Genomic DNA, 15,477 nt, shown 5'->3' on the forward strand with positions numbered 1-15,477 from the left:
AAATATTATACCCAAAAAAAAGGCAATCAGATTGACCTGAATGCCTTTTTAATAAATCTTTGGAAGGTTTTCTTTCCCAAAAATTCTGTGAATTACAATACCCTTTCGAACTGGCTGAAATAGAAATTGCCTTCAATCTGGGCATTTTCATCTGAATCAGATCCATGCACAGCATTGGCTTCTATTGATGTTGCGAATATTTTTCTGATCGTCCCTTCAGCAGCATTCGCGGGATTGGTGGCACCGATCAAAGTTCTGAAATCTTCCACTGCATTGTCTTTTTCCAAAATTGCGGCAATGATAGGTCCTGAGGACATATACTTGCAAAGATCTGCGTAAAACGGTCTTTCTTTGTGTACTTCATAAAATTTTCCGGCCAATTCTGGTGTCAGTTGTGTCGCTTTTAGCGCTACAATTTTGAATCCTGCCCCCTCAATCATTTTTAATATTGCTCCGGAATTGCCGGCTCCAAATGCGTCCGGCTTAATCATTGTGAAAGTTCTATTACCTGCCATTGTTAATGTTTTTGTAGGTTTAAATTTGGGTGCAAAAATACATGAATTCGTTGGATCTCCGAATAATGATTGTAAAATCTCTGTTATCTGATTCAGATTTAGCCCTTTAACACCATTGGGATTTTTCAAAAATTATCCTGACCTTTGCGGACTATGTTCCTCAAGGGGAGTGTACAAAGGCAATCAAATGCAAGAATTAGAGTCATTTAAAAATATAATCTCCTCACCCCAGAAAGTTGTCATTACCACACACCACAAGCCGGATGCAGATGCATTGGGCTCTTGTCTGGCGATGTCAAACTTCTTAATCAAGCTGGGTCATGAGGTGCAAGTTATCACTCCTTCTGATTATCCTTCCTTCCTACATTGGATGAAAGGAAATGAGGATGTTATTAACTTTGAAGATGTATCCAAAAGACAAGACGCCATTAGCATCATTCAAAAGGCGACTTTAATTTTTTGTCTTGATTTTTCTTGTCCTAAAAGATTGCAGGATATGGAGAAATGGGTGGAAATGTCAGATGCCTACAAGGTGAACATTGACCACCATCAAGATCCAAAAGACTTTGCAAATTTCAGGTATTGGAGCACTACTGCTGCTGCTACTTGTGAATTGATCTTCGAATTGATCGTAGCGATTGGTCATAGGGAATCGATTGACAAGGAGATTGCAGAATGCCTCTATGCCGGTATTATGACTGACACTGGGGGATTTAGACATCCTAATACAACCAAAAATGTCCACTTGATTACTGCTGAATTGATCGGAATAGGTGCTGATAATTCCAAGATATCCCGTTTGATCTATGATACCAACAGTGTCAATAGGTTGAAATTTATAGGCTTTGCCATCATGAGGAGATTAGTTATCATGCGGGATTTGCAGACCGCTTACTTTGCGATTAGCAAAAAAGACCTCCGGAAATATTATTCACAAACTGGAGATACAGAGGGATTGGTCAACTATGCTTTGTCTTTGGATGGGATTAAAATTGCCGCCTTGTTTACCGAACGTGAAGATGGAGTTAAAATATCTTTTAGATCCACGGAGGATGTTGCTGTCAACAAATTTGCAGCTACGTACTTTGACGGTGGAGGACACAAAAACGCATCAGGGGGTAAGTCTCAATTGCCCTTACAGGAAACTACCGAAAAATTTGAAACACTAATAAAAGAAAACTATAATTCCCTATTTATTCAATCTGAACTACTTCATGAAAAAAATTAATCTTTACTTATTGCCGGCCATAGTTATGATTTTGGCTACCGGCCTCATGTCTTGCAAGAAAAAGCAAACAACCTCTGACGGTATAGAATATACCTATATCAAAGAAGGAGACGTAGCTCCCAAAAATGGAGAATACATCCTGTATAACCTAATCGTTATGACGGACAAAGACTCCACATTTATCTCTACTTACGATCAAAACATGCCAGGTTATATTCTTTTTAATGATTCATTGCCAAAAGAAAGTGGCATGGATGAGATTTTCTTAAGTCTGAAAAAAGGAGACAGCATTGCATTTGAAGCTAATTCAATGAAAGTATTTGGCGAGCAGAATATGCCTTTTTTCTTGGATAAGGAAAAAAATGTGAAAATCCGGATCGGTGTGGTTGACATCACTGACCAACAGGGCGTAGAAACATACTTCAATGCCCTTCAGGAGTCACAGATGAAAAAGCAAGCGGAAAATGCTGTAAAGCAATTGGAAGTAGATACGAAAATCATTGAAGATTACCTCTCTGAAAAAAATATCAAAGCCACGAAGACAGCATCGGGTCTTTATTACGTCATAGAACAAGAAGGAGCAGGTCCTAAAATAGAAGCAGGAGATTTGGCGTTTGTTCATTATGCAGGGTACTTATTGGACGGAACACTTTTTGACTCAAGCATCAAAGAAGTGGCACAAGCCAATAACACTTTTGACGAGCAAAGAGACAGCATGGGAGGCTATTCTCCTTTGGAAGTTTCTGTGGGTCAGGGAAGGGTAATCCAAGGTTGGGACGAAGGTCTTGCACTTTTGAAAAAAGGTGACAAAGCCAAATTCTTCATTCCTTCTACCTTGGCTTACGGCGATAGAGATTCCGGAGGTCCAATTAAGGCAAACTCTGTGTTGATCTTCGACGTAGAAATCACAGACGTACAAAAATAAAAATATGAAAAGAGTAGGCGCGTTATTATTATCAGTGGTTTGGGTATTTTCCGGATGTGTTTCTGACGAAGAAAACGCTCAAATTCTTTTTGAAAGGGATATTCAAAAGATTGAAACATATATAACGCAAAATCCCATAGCTTCTGTAAAGGATGCTATTGATGGTGGTACAGGAATCAGGATGTATTGGATAAAATTGTCAGGAAGCGGACATAAAGTCTCCTTAGGAGATACTGTGTCTGTAAATTATACAGGAAAAATGTTGGATAACCTTGTATTTGACACCTCGATTGATTCTGTTGCGCGAGCAAATAATTTATTCAATGCAAACAGAACCTATGAACCATATAGATTTATTATAGGTCGTGGGATGGTAATCCCCGGTTTTGAGTTTGGGGTTTTCAATATGGAAAAAGGAGACAAAGCTACTGTAATTATGCCTTCCTTGTATGCATATGGATCTCGCGGAGAAGGACGCATTCCACCTAATGCTCCTTTGATATTTGAACTTGAACTAGTAGATATCAAGGACAATCCATTGGCAGACGACTGATAAATGAAAAATGTAAAAATAGTTTTAACATTTCTGCTTGGTATACTCCTGTTGGTTTCCTGCGACACGCCGAGTCCTTTTGGCGGACCAGTGTATGATGCCGCAGGGAATCTTGCAATTGATAGGGTAAAAATCGATGATTTCCTAAAAACTGCTCAGATAGACAGTCTTTACAGAGTTCATGATCCCAACGGCGTTGTGGTTATTGTGCAAGAAGAAGGGTTGGGCGCAAGGCCCGGAACAGGTATGCTGGTGTATAGCAATTACACAGGAAAATTATTAGATGGAACAATATTCGACACCAATAGCGAGGATGTGGCGAGGGAAAACGATGTATTTGATCCTAACCGAAGATATAGGATTTTCCAATTTACCCTTGGTACTTCTGAAACTATACAAGGTTTCAATATTGGATTTAGGCAGATGAAAAGTGGTTCTAAAGGAGTCTTGATTATCCCATCTCCTTGGGCATACAGGGATAGCGGTACTATTCCAGGTGTTCCTGCCAATTCGATTTTGATGTTTGAAGTAGAATTTCTTGGAATGGACTGATTTTAATTGAATCAGGTTTTTCCTTCGTCTAAACTAATTGTATTTAAAAACCCTCCCTTTATGAATAAGGGAGGGTTTTGTTTTTTTAAAATTTATATACTGCCGGGTTATCTGATGGCTTTTGCAACTTCTGCAGCCACTATTCCCAGCCCCTCTTTGTTGGGATGGATTCCATCCGGCAGTAGTGGGGATTTGTCCAATAAAGGAGTATAAAGATCAATTATTATAGTTTTTGTTTTCTTGGCGATTTCCATCAGCATAGGCCGCATTTCGTTAAGGATTACCTTGCTATTGATATCAAAATTTCCCTGAAACACCGGAACCGGTAGGCAGATGTAAACTTTGGCTTTTTTGGGCATGGATTTTTTGAACGCCTCAATCATTTCGATGTAGTCAGCCGTAAATTCTCCCTTGTGTTTCCAATTTTGGGGTTTAGAATCATTGGTCCCCAACTTGATGATAAGGATATCAGGTGCAAAAGATTTGGTTTCTTCAAACTGTGGCTCGTCCCAAAAAGGATAATCCCCCTTTTTTAATAATGTCCTTCCACTGACACCGAAGTTTCTCACATCATATTTATCGCCAAGAATTGCCTGCATCTGAAGTGGGTAACTGTCTGGATTGTCCCTACCCGGTCCCTGCGTGATGCTGTTACCAACACAGGCTACTTTAATTTTTGATTGTGCAGCAGCTTTAAAGCTGAAGGCAAAGGTTAAAACAAAGAGAATAAGGAGGCTTTTCATAGGTTCATTTTTCTTTCAATTTAAAAAGTTTTGATTCTTTAAAAGTCTTTGGAAGGTAAAATTATTACAAGAGGATATCTTTAAAGCTGAATGGAGATTTTAAGAAAAATACTGCTTTATTTTAATCTTTTGTCCTTAGATGTAGTTCTGGGTGCAATGGCAGGGATGTTGTTTTTCTCTGACCTGTTAGAGGTAAAACTACCGGTCATAGTCTATGTATTGCTGGGAATGGCGGTGTGGTGTATTTATACTTTAGACCATTTGTCGGATGCCCGAATCGCATTGGGTAAGCCCCAATCACTAAGACATCAATATCACCTGAGATATTTCCGTGTGCTTTTTGCTTTGGTCATAAGTTGTATTTTGATTGGAACTGTGATGTTTTTTGCTTTGGCAGATATGGAATTTCTACACATCAATGGAATAGTGTTGGGTTCCGTAACAGGAGTGTGGATGATTTTTTTGAAAATGACGGGTAAAAAATTTTCTTGGTTGAAAGAAATAAGCACTGCTCTGATTTACATTTTGGGGATTTCTCTTGCCCCCTTTGCCAGTGTGGATTTGGATTTGGTTGATAAAAACTCCTACTTTTTTATCTTCATATATTTTTTGGCTGCTTTGGTCAATCTACTAATCCTCTCCTACCTCGATTCGGAAGAAGACCAGAAAGATGGCTTCGGTTCCATATTAGTATTGATTCCAAAAGCAGGATTGAAAAATCTAATTACCCTATTGGGAGTGCTTGGAATCAGTATGCTTGTAATCCTTGCCATTATTCTTCCCTCTTTCTACCATGTCCATTCTGTAATTTTGGGGCTGATTCTAGGCTATCATCTGATATTGTTTTTTTCCAAAAACCACAGCAAGAACCAAATCAGAAGAAAATCGGAGTCATTATTTCTCTTACCATTTTTGTTGCTATTATTTTAGAGACAATTCTTGCTCGGAAGCTTTATCGATCATCCTCTTGATCATTTCGTCAAAGTAGGCGCCATTGTACGGGCCAAACCAGTTCATGTCCCTGGCTTCATAAAGTGGATAATTGTAATATTTATCGGGGGTGATGTATCCTATATAGCCGCCATTAAAGCAAGTAATGATCAAATGAAGCCCTTTTTCGGCGGCATAGTCTTCCCATTCTTTCATAAATACGCCCGAAACTTCCCCACTTGAACTGATAAACAATGTTTTCCCGATTTGAACCATGTCAAAGTGGGCGTTGGTTTTTCCAAAAGCAGCATTGAAAATCCATGGACGGATGCGGACTTTTTGACTGATCCGAAAATGTGCTTTTCTTAATCCAAGTGGCAAATTTCCAAACATGAGGTTGGGTTCTTCTACCGGAAATACTTCATGGATATTTTCTGAAAGATTTCTCTGTAGAGCTAAGGCATAGGAATCGACATCTTTTGGTTCATTTCCTGCGGCTACAGGTCGGTGGCTTCCTACCGTCCCTGCGGCAAAAAGTGAAAAGTCATATTCCTCCTGCTCCATCAATTTGGTCAGGTAGTTGGGATAATCTCCTGACAAGCCCATAAATTTTGAATTTAAAATAGTCGGATGGGCACTGTATGTCAGGATTGTTCCTTTTTTCCCATTCCGCTGTTCAAATATCAATTGCCTGATGTAGGGATCTATGGGGTCTTCGGCGATCAACCTGTTCGCAAGAAGGGTGTCGGCTTTGGTTTTTCTAAAAAATACTTCTGCTGTGTCTCTGCTAGACATGGCTGATTTCAATCCTTCTAAGGTTTTGGCTTCCAGGAATTTGACGATTTTCTCATCATAGCTTCCAAAAGCCAACTTGCCGAGAAGTCCTGGAATATGTCCTCCGATGCCGCTGTGCGTGTGGGTTGCTGTAAAATAAACGTTATCCAACGCCAATCCTGATTCACTGATAGCCTGATTGATTCTTCCCTGCAGGTACGGATGTACGATCATTAATTCATAGTTCAAAAAAGCAACCGTAGAGATTCCGTTGCTGATGACCATCGTTTTGACAAAACTGCTGTCCTGCACAAATTCATATCTTCCCCGAGGTTTGTATCCCACCAATTTCGCAGGATTTGGAGGAGTGGCGTTGGTAGAGGCCCATCCCACCAGCCAGATTTCACCTGAAGAGGATGCGAGGTCCATGGTATCAAGATGAGCCACCGTCTCCAGATAATAGTCCATTTCTTTGTAATCACGCCAATCAATTCGCGTCAGCATCGTCAATGCCAAAAATACCACCACACCGAAGGTCCAGCCAAAAACTCTGAATATCCTGTGGGCTTTTGATCCGGGCATCCTGTTTATAGAAATTGGTCGTTTTATTTCTTCAAGTTAATAGGTGAATGTGCCATGTGCACCTTGAACGGTCACCTTTTTTCCTTCATGTGGAAGGACCCTTCCAATGATTTTAGCTTCCACACCCAATCCCTCGGCGATGTCCATGACTTCTTCGGCATACCTTTCTTCAAGATAAACCTCCATCCGGTGGCCCATGTTGAATACCTTGTACATCTCCTTCCAATCTGTACCGCTTTCTTCTTGGATTATTTTGAAGAGTGGCGGTGTGTCAAACAGGTTGTCCTTGACCACATGGACATTATCGACAAAATGAAGAACTTTGGTCTGTGCCCCACCGCTGCAATGTACGATGCCATGGATGGCAGGTCTCAGGTATTTCAGGACATCGACCATGATCGGTGCGTAAGTACGGGTTGGTGACAGCACCAATTTTCCCATATCGACCGAAAGTTCCGGTGCAGGATCCGTCAGGTTGTATTTTCCTGTATAAACCAAATCAGAAGGAACAGCAGGATCAAAGCTTTCGGGATATTTGGTTTTCAATAGTTTGTTGAAAACATCATGTCGGGCGGAAGTCAGGCCATTGCTTCCCATTCCCCCATTATAAGAATCTTCATAAGTAGCCTGTCCAAAGGAAGCTAATCCAACTACCACATCACCCGGTCTGATTTTATCATTGGAGATGACATCCTCTTTTTTCATTCTGCAGGTCACTGTGCTGTCTACAATCACAGTCCGAACCAAATCCCCCACATCGGCTGTTTCGCCACCTGTCAGGACGACATTGACACCATGGTCACGAAGCATCTGCAAGACTTCCTCGGTTCCGTTGATAATCGCTGATATGACCTCACCGGAGATCAGATTTTTATTTCTCCCAATAGTAGAGGATACAAGAATATTATTAACAGCACCTACACAAAGCAGGTCGTCGGTATTCATGATGATGGCATCTTGGGCGATTCCTTTCCACACACTCAGATCCCCTGTTTCCCTCCAATACATGTAAGCCAAAGAAGACTTGGTACCTGCCCCGTCAGCATGCATGATGTTGCAATAATCAGGGTCATTGCCAAGGGTATCTTCCACTATTTTGCAGAAAGCCTTGGGAAAAAGTCCTTTGTCCAATTTGGAAATGGCTTGGTGTACATCTTCTTTGGAGGCAGACACGCCCCGCTGCATATACCTTTCGTTCATCGAGAATTTGGAGATTGGTGGAATTGGACAAAGTTAAGGATTCCAACGGGATTGAAGGATGGAAAACAGGGAAGATTGGAAAATCAACCATTCAATTTTTGGCTTTGGTATTTTGGCTTTTTCCTTTTCATCGGTTAGATTTTTTTCCCTTTTACGAGGCAGATTGATCCCGGATGTTTTCAGGTACGGTCCTTTTTAATATTAAAATGAGGCTGTTTGAAATCATTTGGATATTTTGTCAGTCAAATCAACCAACCCACTCCATCCAATTTTTTATTTCCCTTTGAAACCTTATTTTTACGACCCAATTGAAAACGCATTAAAAACTTTCCCATATGCCATATTTATTTACATCAGAATCAGTGTCTGAAGGTCATCCTGACAAAGTCGCTGACCAGATTTCGGATGCCTTGATTGATAATTTTTTAGCTTTTGATCCAAATTCCAAAGTCGCCTGTGAAACATTGGTGACTACAGGACAGGTGGTATTGGCCGGAGAGGTAAAGTCTGAAATATACCTTGATGTGCAAAAAATAGCCAGAGACGTCATCAACAGAATCGGATATACCAAAGGGGAATACATGTTTGACGGGAACTCCTGCGGGGTTCTTTCTGCTATTCACGAGCAGTCACCCGATATCAACCAAGGCGTAGAAAGGGCAAATCCTGAAGAACAGGGTGCCGGAGACCAGGGAATGATGTTTGGCTATGCGACCAGAGAAACTGATAATTTTATGCCTTTGGCGCTAGACCTTTCCCATAGGATTTTGAAGGAATTGGCTGCAATGAGAAGGGAAAGCAAAGAAATTGCCTACCTCCGACCGGATGCCAAATCCCAAGTGACCATTGAATACGGAGATGACAACCAGCCTTTGCGGATCGATGCCATTGTGGTTTCGACACAACATGACGACTTCGATGAAGAACCAGCGATGTTGGCCAAGATCAAGCAAGACATCATCAAAATCCTGATCCCAAGGGTAAAGGCGCAGTTGAAACCTGAAATTCAGGCCTTATTTACAGATAAGATTATCTACCACATCAACCCGACAGGAAAATTTGTCATTGGCGGCCCACATGGAGATACAGGATTGACAGGGAGAAAAATCATCGTCGATACCTATGGTGGCAAAGGCGCCCATGGAGGCGGCGCTTTCTCCGGCAAAGACCCTTCGAAAGTTGACCGCTCTGCCGCTTATGCCACAAGACATATTGCAAAGAATATGGTGGCAGCGGGAGTAGCTGAGGAAGTATTGGTTCAGGTTTCTTATGCAATAGGAGTCGCGAAACCTATGGGAATCTATGTCAACACCTATGGAACTTCCAAAGTGAACATGAGTGACGGTGAGATCGCAAAGAAGATCGAAGCCATCTTTGACATGAGACCTTATGCGATCGAACAAAGGTTAAAACTCAGAAATCCCATCTATGAGGAAACTGCTGCTTACGGCCATATGGGACGCGAAAATGAGACTGTGACCAAAACTTTCAAAAATCCTTACGGTAATTCCAAAACCATAGTAGTGGAATTATTTACCTGGGAAAAGTTGGATTACGTAGATAAAATTAAAAAGGAGTTTGGACTATAAGGGAAAGCGGCTTTCGGGCCGCTTTTTTTGTGCATATTGGCTTTGCAGATTTTCGCATTATTTGGGGTAACCTTAATTTATGTCTATCCGTTGATTTTGTAATTCTTTGATCCATCAAGATGAAATCATTTTCGTTCACCCTGCTCTTGTTATCCGTTGTGTTTTTGGCCCAAGCCCAAACAAATCCCAAAATTTCATATCGGGAGAATTTTTTTGGAAACCATGTTTACCTGGCAAATGGCCAAAAAGTGAAAGCTGCAGAAATTGAAAAATTAATGTCCCTTTTTCCTGAAGACGCATTGTTGTTTTCCAAGGCCAACCAAAAAATGGTGATGGGGGAATCTTTTCGGTGGGGAGGTTGGATCTTAGCTACCGGTTCTTTGGTGTATCTCTTTTCAGGAGAAATCAACCAGCAGAGGGCGCTTATTGTTGGAGGATTGACCCTTGGGGCTATTACCTTAAGCACTATTTCAGTATCCATGAAGAGAAATGGAAAAAGGGAAACCTCTCATGCGATCGAAAGCTTCAATTATAAAGTCTCACGGGGTTTTGGGTATGAACCTTCCCTCAAAATTAAAATATCCCCCTTAGCCATGGGTTTAAGTCTAAATTTCTAATCGGATGAGAAAAATTGTATTTGCGCTGTTATTGGTTTGTGTCATGACCGAAGTGTATGGTCAGGAATATCCTTTTTTGAGGATTGATTACAGGGATACATTTATTGGCGACAGGATTGACATTTTAGATGGGCCAAAAGTGTTGAGTAAGGAGGAAGTGTATCAATTGATGCAGGCCCAGCCTGAGGCTTTCGAAAAATACCAATTGGCAATGAAAAAGCAGCGCACGAGCAAATTGTTGGATGGAGCTACAGTTTTGACCTCTGCCGCAGTTTTGGTTTTGAGTTTTATTCCTCCCCAATCTTCCTCCTACAATACTAGGAATAACCTATTACTTCCTGCCATGATTACTACTCTTGGATTGGGGATAGCGTCTGGATTTTATAGACGAAGCAGCCGAAACATTACCCGCGAGGCTGTGGATTTGTATAATTTTTCTGAAAAAAAGTCTGAACCAATTTATTTTGAGGATGGTCTTACCCATTACAGAATTCCTGATTTCATTGGGTTTCAAATCAGGTTTTAGATTTAGAAATTGGTATTAAGTAAACATTTCCTCTATCAAGGCATTGTAAAAATCCTTGACATCAATTCCCAAAGCACGCACTTGTTGGGATATCAAACTGGTTTCAGTTTGACCTGGAACGGTGTTGATTTCGATAAAATAGAATTTACCTGTTTCATGTTCTAAGAAATAATCGACTCTGACTGCCCCTTTGCAATTTAACTTTTGATATACTTTTTCGATGATTCGGCCTACCCTTGCCACTTCCTCCTCGGTCATTCTCCCTGGAGTAATTTCTTCACAGACACCCGGAGAATACTTGGCCTCAAAATCAAAAAATTCCTTGCTGCTGATGATCTCAGTAGCTGGGAGGACGGTAGTAATGCCTCTTGACCGATAGACTCCGATCGAAAACTCCCTGCCGGAAACAAATTCCTCTACCAATACCTGAGAATCCTCCGCAAATGCCTTGTCCAAAGCTTCCTGCAACTCATTAGGTTCTTTGACTTTGGTCATCCCGATACTTGAACCACCATTGTTAGGCTTGATGAATAACGGAAGGCGAAGCTCCTTTAAAATTTTACTCTCATTATCAGGGTTGTTGGTAAACAGCTGAATGGACTTGGCAACAAACAATTCATCGATGTCTTGGACAATTGCTTTGGTATAACCTTTATTCATCGTGATGGCAGAGGTCAGGGCATCACAGGTGGTATAAGGAAGTCCGATCATATCAAAATAGCCCGCTAGCTTTCCATCTTCGCCAGGAGAACCATGGAGGATGTTGAAAACCCCATCAAATTTGATTTTTTCCCCATTGATGAAAACCGAAAAATCATTAAGGTCAATAGAGATTTTAACACCAGAACTGGTTTCATGATACCAATTTCCGGGATAAATAAAAATTTTAAATACGTCATATAGGTTACGGTCGAGCGTTTTTTCAACAACCGCAGCACTTTTAAGCGAGATGACAGATTCTCCTGTATATCCTCCGGTAACTAAGGCAATTTTTTTCTTCATGGCATGCAAAAGTAAAAAATCAATCTCCATTTATCATTAATCGATCCCAAAAAATAGGAGTATAAAAATTCTGACTAACAATTTCCCGAGCCGAATTACTTTATGCCTTGTTTATTCAAAACTAGATTCGGAAATTAGGTCAAAATACTTGCTAGGAATTCATTTTTATCTAAAATCATGGCCATGAAATTATCCCTAAAAATTTCCTTTATTGTTCTTATTCTGCTTTCTATTTCTAAAGAAGCCTCGGCTCAGAGTGAAAGTACTGCTGTTTCAGAAGGACCCTATATTTTTTTTAAAGGAGATCAGATTGCCGTCAAATGGGTAGAAGACGGTCAAATGAAAGAAACGGATAATCCAAGCGCTGATTTCCTGCAAAGTGAATTCCAACTAGGATTAAATCCAAAGGTATTCCTTCAAAATAAAAAGATTGTTCCTGAATTCTATCAGGAATACGAAGGTGTTTCAAATCTCGTGGTCATCTCTGATGTCCACGGCCAATATGGGCTCACAGTAGAATTGCTCAAAGCCCATGGTGTAATTGACGAAGATAACAATTGGAATTATGGGAAAGGACATCTTGTAGTCAATGGTGACATATTGGGCAGGGGGGATTCGGTCACCGAAGTATTGTGGCTAGTGTATAAGCTTGAGCAACAAGCCAAAATAAAAGGTGGCCATGTACATTTCCTTTTAGGAAATCATGAGCTGATGGTTATCGAAAATGACTTGAGGTTTCTCAATGAGAAATATGTGAGTGCAGCCAGAATTATGGGAATCAGGCCAGCCTCCTTGTATGCTGAAGATGCGGTTTTAGGCAATTGGCTCCGGAAACGGCCCATCATCATCACCATTGATGATTTGTTGATTACACATGCGGGGATCTCTCCAGCATTTATCGGGAGAAATCTGACAGCCAAAAAAGTGAATACCCTTTTTTATAAAAAAATTCTTAAGGCCTCCAACAGAAGGAAAAACGAACTCCAGAATTTTCTGACCGGTGAAGAGGGCCCAATTTGGTATCGGGGATATTTTATCCAACCTACTCCTACCGAGCAGCAACTGGATGATATGTTGGATTTCTTTGATTCCAAAAAAATTATTGTTGGCCATACTTCCTTGGGTTTTATTACCGGCCTTTTTGGAGGACGGGTGATCGGGGTGGATTCCAATATCAAGGATGGAAACACAGGGGAAATTCTTATTGTAGAAAACGGTGAAGCATTTCGTGGGAGAACCAACGGAAGCAGGCTTAAACTGTGACCAACACCATGCTGATGTTTTTAACCTTCTGAATTAGAAATCCGGCCACAAAATATTCTTTCGCCTATTTGATGCTTTTTTTTACTTTTAAGCCGGATTATAAATCATTATAAAAATGAATAGAGTAAAGCAAATTGGTCTTCTGGCCATTCTGATGGTTTTTGGATGTGCTGTGATGGCACAACAAAAGAAGAAAGTCACCCTCGAGGATGTTTTCAAAAACAACACCTTCTCCCAAAAGTCAATCCAAGGGATCAATTGGATGAAGGATGGACAATTCTATAGTACGCTCCAAAAAGGAACAGCCGGTCCTAAAGTAGTGAAGGTCAATGTTGCGACAGGAGACGAAGCTGGAGTTTTGATCGATGGTGCAGCCCTTGGGGTCAATTTTTCAAGTTATTCTTTCAATGCCGATGAGACCAAAGCGCTGATCGCTTCAGAAGTAGAAAGTATTTACAGGAGGTCAAGCAAGGGCGTTTTTCATTTAGTGGATCTGAAATCAGGCACTGCCCAAAAACTTCTGAATGGAGAGAAAATCATGTACGCTACCCTCTCTCCCGAAAATGACAAGGTCGCTTTTGTCAAGGACAATAACATTTTTATCATAGAATTGGCAAATAACCAACTAACCCAAATCACAGATGACGGAAAATGGAATCAAGTATTGAACGGTGCTGGAGATTGGGTGTATGAAGAGGAATTTTCTTTATCCAAAGCATTTTCTTGGTCTCCTGACGGGCAGAAGATTGCTTTTATAAGATTGGACGAGACAGATGTACCCGAATTCAATATGCAGCTTTGGGGAAAATTGTATCCTCAGGATTATAAATTCAAATATCCAAAAGCAGGAGAAGCCAATGCCAAAGCTAGCATCCATATTTATGACCTGATAAGTAAAAAGACTATAAAAGCTGATGTGGGTGCGGAAACAGATATTTACTTGCCGAGAATTTATTGGACAGGTGAAGCCAATACTTTGGCCTTTTTGCGAGTAAACAGACTTCAAAATCAGATTGACCTGTTGTATACCGATGCGCAATCAGGTCAGAGTAAAGTAATCTTGGAGGAAAAATCAAAAACCTATGTGGATCTTAATTACAATGACGATTTGAGGTTTTTGGGGGACAATAAAGGCTTTATCAGAACTTCGGAACAGGACGGTTTCAAACATATCTATCACCATGGCAATGATGGAAAGCTTATCCGCCAGATTACTTCCGGCAAATGGGAAGTGACGAATCTGGTCGGAATAGATGAAAAAGGGAAGAAAATCTATTTCATTTCTACAGAGGCCTCACCTATGGAAAGAAACCTGTATGTGATCAATCTCGATGGGAAAAACAAAAAGATCCTTACACTGGAAAAGGGGACTTATTCTATCAATATGAGTAAGGATTTCAAATACTATATAGCTAATTATACAAATGCATCTACACCACTCCAAGTAACTTTGAATGAATCTTCCGGTAAGTTGCTAAAAGTATTAGAAGAAAATCAAGAGCTTAAAGGCAAACTTGCCACCTTTGCCATGTCAGAAAGGGAATTTTTTGCTTTCAAAACGGTAGAAGGGACTTCATTAAATGGCTATATGATCAAGCCTTCGGATTTTGATCCCAACAAAAAATATCCGGTATTGATGTATGTCTATGGAGGACCGGGTTCTCAGAATGTCATGAATTCATGGGGTGGAACAAGGGACTTTTGGCACCATCACCTTGCGGCAGAAGGTTACATAGTCGCCTGCGTGGACAATAGAGGCACCGGTGCAAGGGGTAGGGATTTCAAACATGCTACTTATGCCAATCTTGGAAAACTTGAAACTGAGGACCAGATAGCTGGAGCCAAATATTTGGGTTCTCTTCCATTCATTGACAAGTCAAGGATAGGAATCTGGGGCTGGTCGTATGGAGGATACATGTCTTCGCTTGCACTGATGATAGGCAATGATGTTTTCAAATCCGCGATTGCTGTGGCCCCTGTGACGACTTGGAGGTATTACGATACCATTTATACAGAGCGTTATCTTCAGACACCTCAGCAAAATGCAGCAGGATACGATGACAACAGTCCGATTACCCATGTATACAAATTGAAAGGTAACTTGCTTTTGATCCATGGCACAGGGGATGACAATGTGCATTATCAAAATGCCGTGGACCTCGTAGATGCCTTGATCAAAGCTGACAAACAGTTCGAGACAATGTATTATCCCAACCGAAACCATGGCATTTCCGGCGGCAATACTTCATGGCATTTGTATTCTCTGATGACTGATTTTATTAAGAGAAAGCTTTAAAGAAACAAGAGACGAGATGCGAGAAGCGAGATTCAAGAAAAGGGATTGATGGGGCCTGAAGCGAGGAATGGAAAAAGAGATGGATTTGGAAGTGATTTTTTTAATGGGCATAGATTTGCTCAACTATTTGGTATGAATACCCTTAATCTTAGAACCAAAGATCAATGAACCAAGGTAAAAAC

At 40.7% G+C, this 15,477-nt stretch carries 15 protein-coding genes; 10 read left to right on the forward strand and 5 right to left on the reverse strand.

Annotated elements, in window-relative coordinates:
* Positions 1–92: 92 nt before the first annotated feature.
* Positions 93–515 carry a nucleoside-diphosphate kinase gene (locus tag M3O96_RS08870; RefSeq protein ID WP_249719985.1) on the reverse strand — a complete coding sequence of 141 codons (423 nt, stop codon included), beginning with the start codon at positions 513–515 and terminating at the stop codon, positions 93–95.
* Between the two features lie 187 nt (positions 516–702).
* Here M3O96_RS08870 and M3O96_RS08875 point away from each other — a divergent pair, with 187 nt between their 5' ends.
* The 4 genes from M3O96_RS08875 to M3O96_RS08890 are packed head-to-tail and all read left to right on the forward strand — an operon-like array spanning position 703 to position 3,773.
* On the forward strand, positions 703–1,743 hold the full coding sequence (locus M3O96_RS08875) for a DHH family phosphoesterase (RefSeq protein WP_249719986.1): 1,041 nt from the start codon (positions 703–705) through the stop codon (positions 1,741–1,743).
* The gene (locus M3O96_RS08880) at positions 1,730–2,668 is read left to right on the forward strand and encodes an FKBP-type peptidyl-prolyl cis-trans isomerase (protein ID WP_249719987.1); all 939 of its coding nucleotides are present in this window, start codon (positions 1,730–1,732) and stop codon (positions 2,666–2,668) included. Before M3O96_RS08875 ends, M3O96_RS08880 begins: the two co-directional genes overlap by 14 nt.
* A gap of 4 nt (positions 2,669–2,672) precedes the next feature.
* A complete protein-coding gene (locus tag M3O96_RS08885) occupies positions 2,673–3,221 on the forward strand; it encodes an FKBP-type peptidyl-prolyl cis-trans isomerase (RefSeq protein WP_249719988.1) in 549 nt (182 codons plus the stop codon).
* Positions 3,222–3,224: 3 nt separating this feature from the next.
* Complete coding sequence (locus M3O96_RS08890; protein WP_249719989.1) at positions 3,225–3,773, forward strand: FKBP-type peptidyl-prolyl cis-trans isomerase; 549 nt, start codon at positions 3,225–3,227, stop codon at positions 3,771–3,773.
* 107 nt (positions 3,774–3,880) lie between these two features.
* Here M3O96_RS08890 and M3O96_RS08895 read toward each other — a convergent pair whose 3' ends face one another.
* Entirely contained in the window at positions 3,881–4,516 is a 636-nt protein-coding gene (locus tag M3O96_RS08895; protein ID WP_249719990.1) for a GDSL-type esterase/lipase family protein, read from the reverse strand.
* Between the two features lie 90 nt (positions 4,517–4,606).
* Between M3O96_RS08895 and M3O96_RS08900 the strand changes: the two genes are divergently transcribed.
* Entirely contained in the window at positions 4,607–5,446 is an 840-nt protein-coding gene (locus M3O96_RS08900) for a hypothetical protein (RefSeq protein ID WP_249719991.1), read from the forward strand.
* Here the strand turns inward: M3O96_RS08900 and M3O96_RS08905 are convergent.
* Positions 5,438–6,802, reverse strand: coding sequence for a neutral/alkaline non-lysosomal ceramidase N-terminal domain-containing protein (locus tag M3O96_RS08905; RefSeq protein ID WP_249719992.1), 1,365 nt, complete (start codon positions 6,800–6,802; stop codon positions 5,438–5,440). The genes M3O96_RS08900 and M3O96_RS08905 overlap by 9 nt on opposite strands.
* Positions 6,803–6,838: 36 nt before the next feature.
* On the reverse strand, positions 6,839–8,002 hold the full coding sequence (locus M3O96_RS08910) for an AIR synthase related protein (protein ID WP_249719993.1): 1,164 nt from the start codon (positions 8,000–8,002) through the stop codon (positions 6,839–6,841).
* A gap of 335 nt (positions 8,003–8,337) precedes the next feature.
* On the opposite strand from M3O96_RS08910, the gene metK reads away from it, so the two are divergent.
* The 3 genes from metK (at position 8,338) to M3O96_RS08925 (ending at position 10,734) form a co-directional block, all read left to right on the forward strand.
* Positions 8,338–9,591, forward strand: a complete 1,254-nt coding sequence (gene metK, locus M3O96_RS08915) for a methionine adenosyltransferase (protein ID WP_249719994.1) — start codon at positions 8,338–8,340, stop codon at positions 9,589–9,591.
* A gap of 119 nt (positions 9,592–9,710) precedes the next feature.
* Entirely contained in the window at positions 9,711–10,208 is a 498-nt protein-coding gene (locus M3O96_RS08920; protein WP_249719995.1) for a hypothetical protein, read from the forward strand.
* A gap of 4 nt (positions 10,209–10,212) precedes the next feature.
* Complete coding sequence (locus M3O96_RS08925) at positions 10,213–10,734, forward strand: hypothetical protein (protein WP_249719996.1); 522 nt, start codon at positions 10,213–10,215, stop codon at positions 10,732–10,734.
* A 15-nt stretch (positions 10,735–10,749) separates the two neighbouring features.
* On the opposite strand, the gene M3O96_RS08930 is transcribed toward M3O96_RS08925, so the two are convergent.
* Positions 10,750–11,736 carry a D-alanine--D-alanine ligase gene (locus tag M3O96_RS08930; protein ID WP_249719997.1) on the reverse strand — a complete coding sequence of 329 codons (987 nt, stop codon included), beginning with the start codon at positions 11,734–11,736 and terminating at the stop codon, positions 10,750–10,752.
* 183 nt (positions 11,737–11,919) lie between these two features.
* On the opposite strand from M3O96_RS08930, the gene M3O96_RS08935 reads away from it, so the two are divergent.
* Complete coding sequence (locus M3O96_RS08935) at positions 11,920–12,999, forward strand: metallophosphoesterase (RefSeq protein ID WP_249719998.1); 1,080 nt, start codon at positions 11,920–11,922, stop codon at positions 12,997–12,999.
* Positions 13,000–13,114: 115 nt separating this feature from the next.
* On the forward strand, positions 13,115–15,295 hold the full coding sequence (locus M3O96_RS08940; protein WP_249719999.1) for a S9 family peptidase: 2,181 nt from the start codon (positions 13,115–13,117) through the stop codon (positions 15,293–15,295).
* Positions 15,296–15,477 lie beyond the last annotated feature (182 nt).

This window comes from Aquiflexum sp. TKW24L (assembly GCF_023502205.1).
Taxonomy (GTDB): domain Bacteria; phylum Bacteroidota; class Bacteroidia; order Cytophagales; family Cyclobacteriaceae; genus Cognataquiflexum.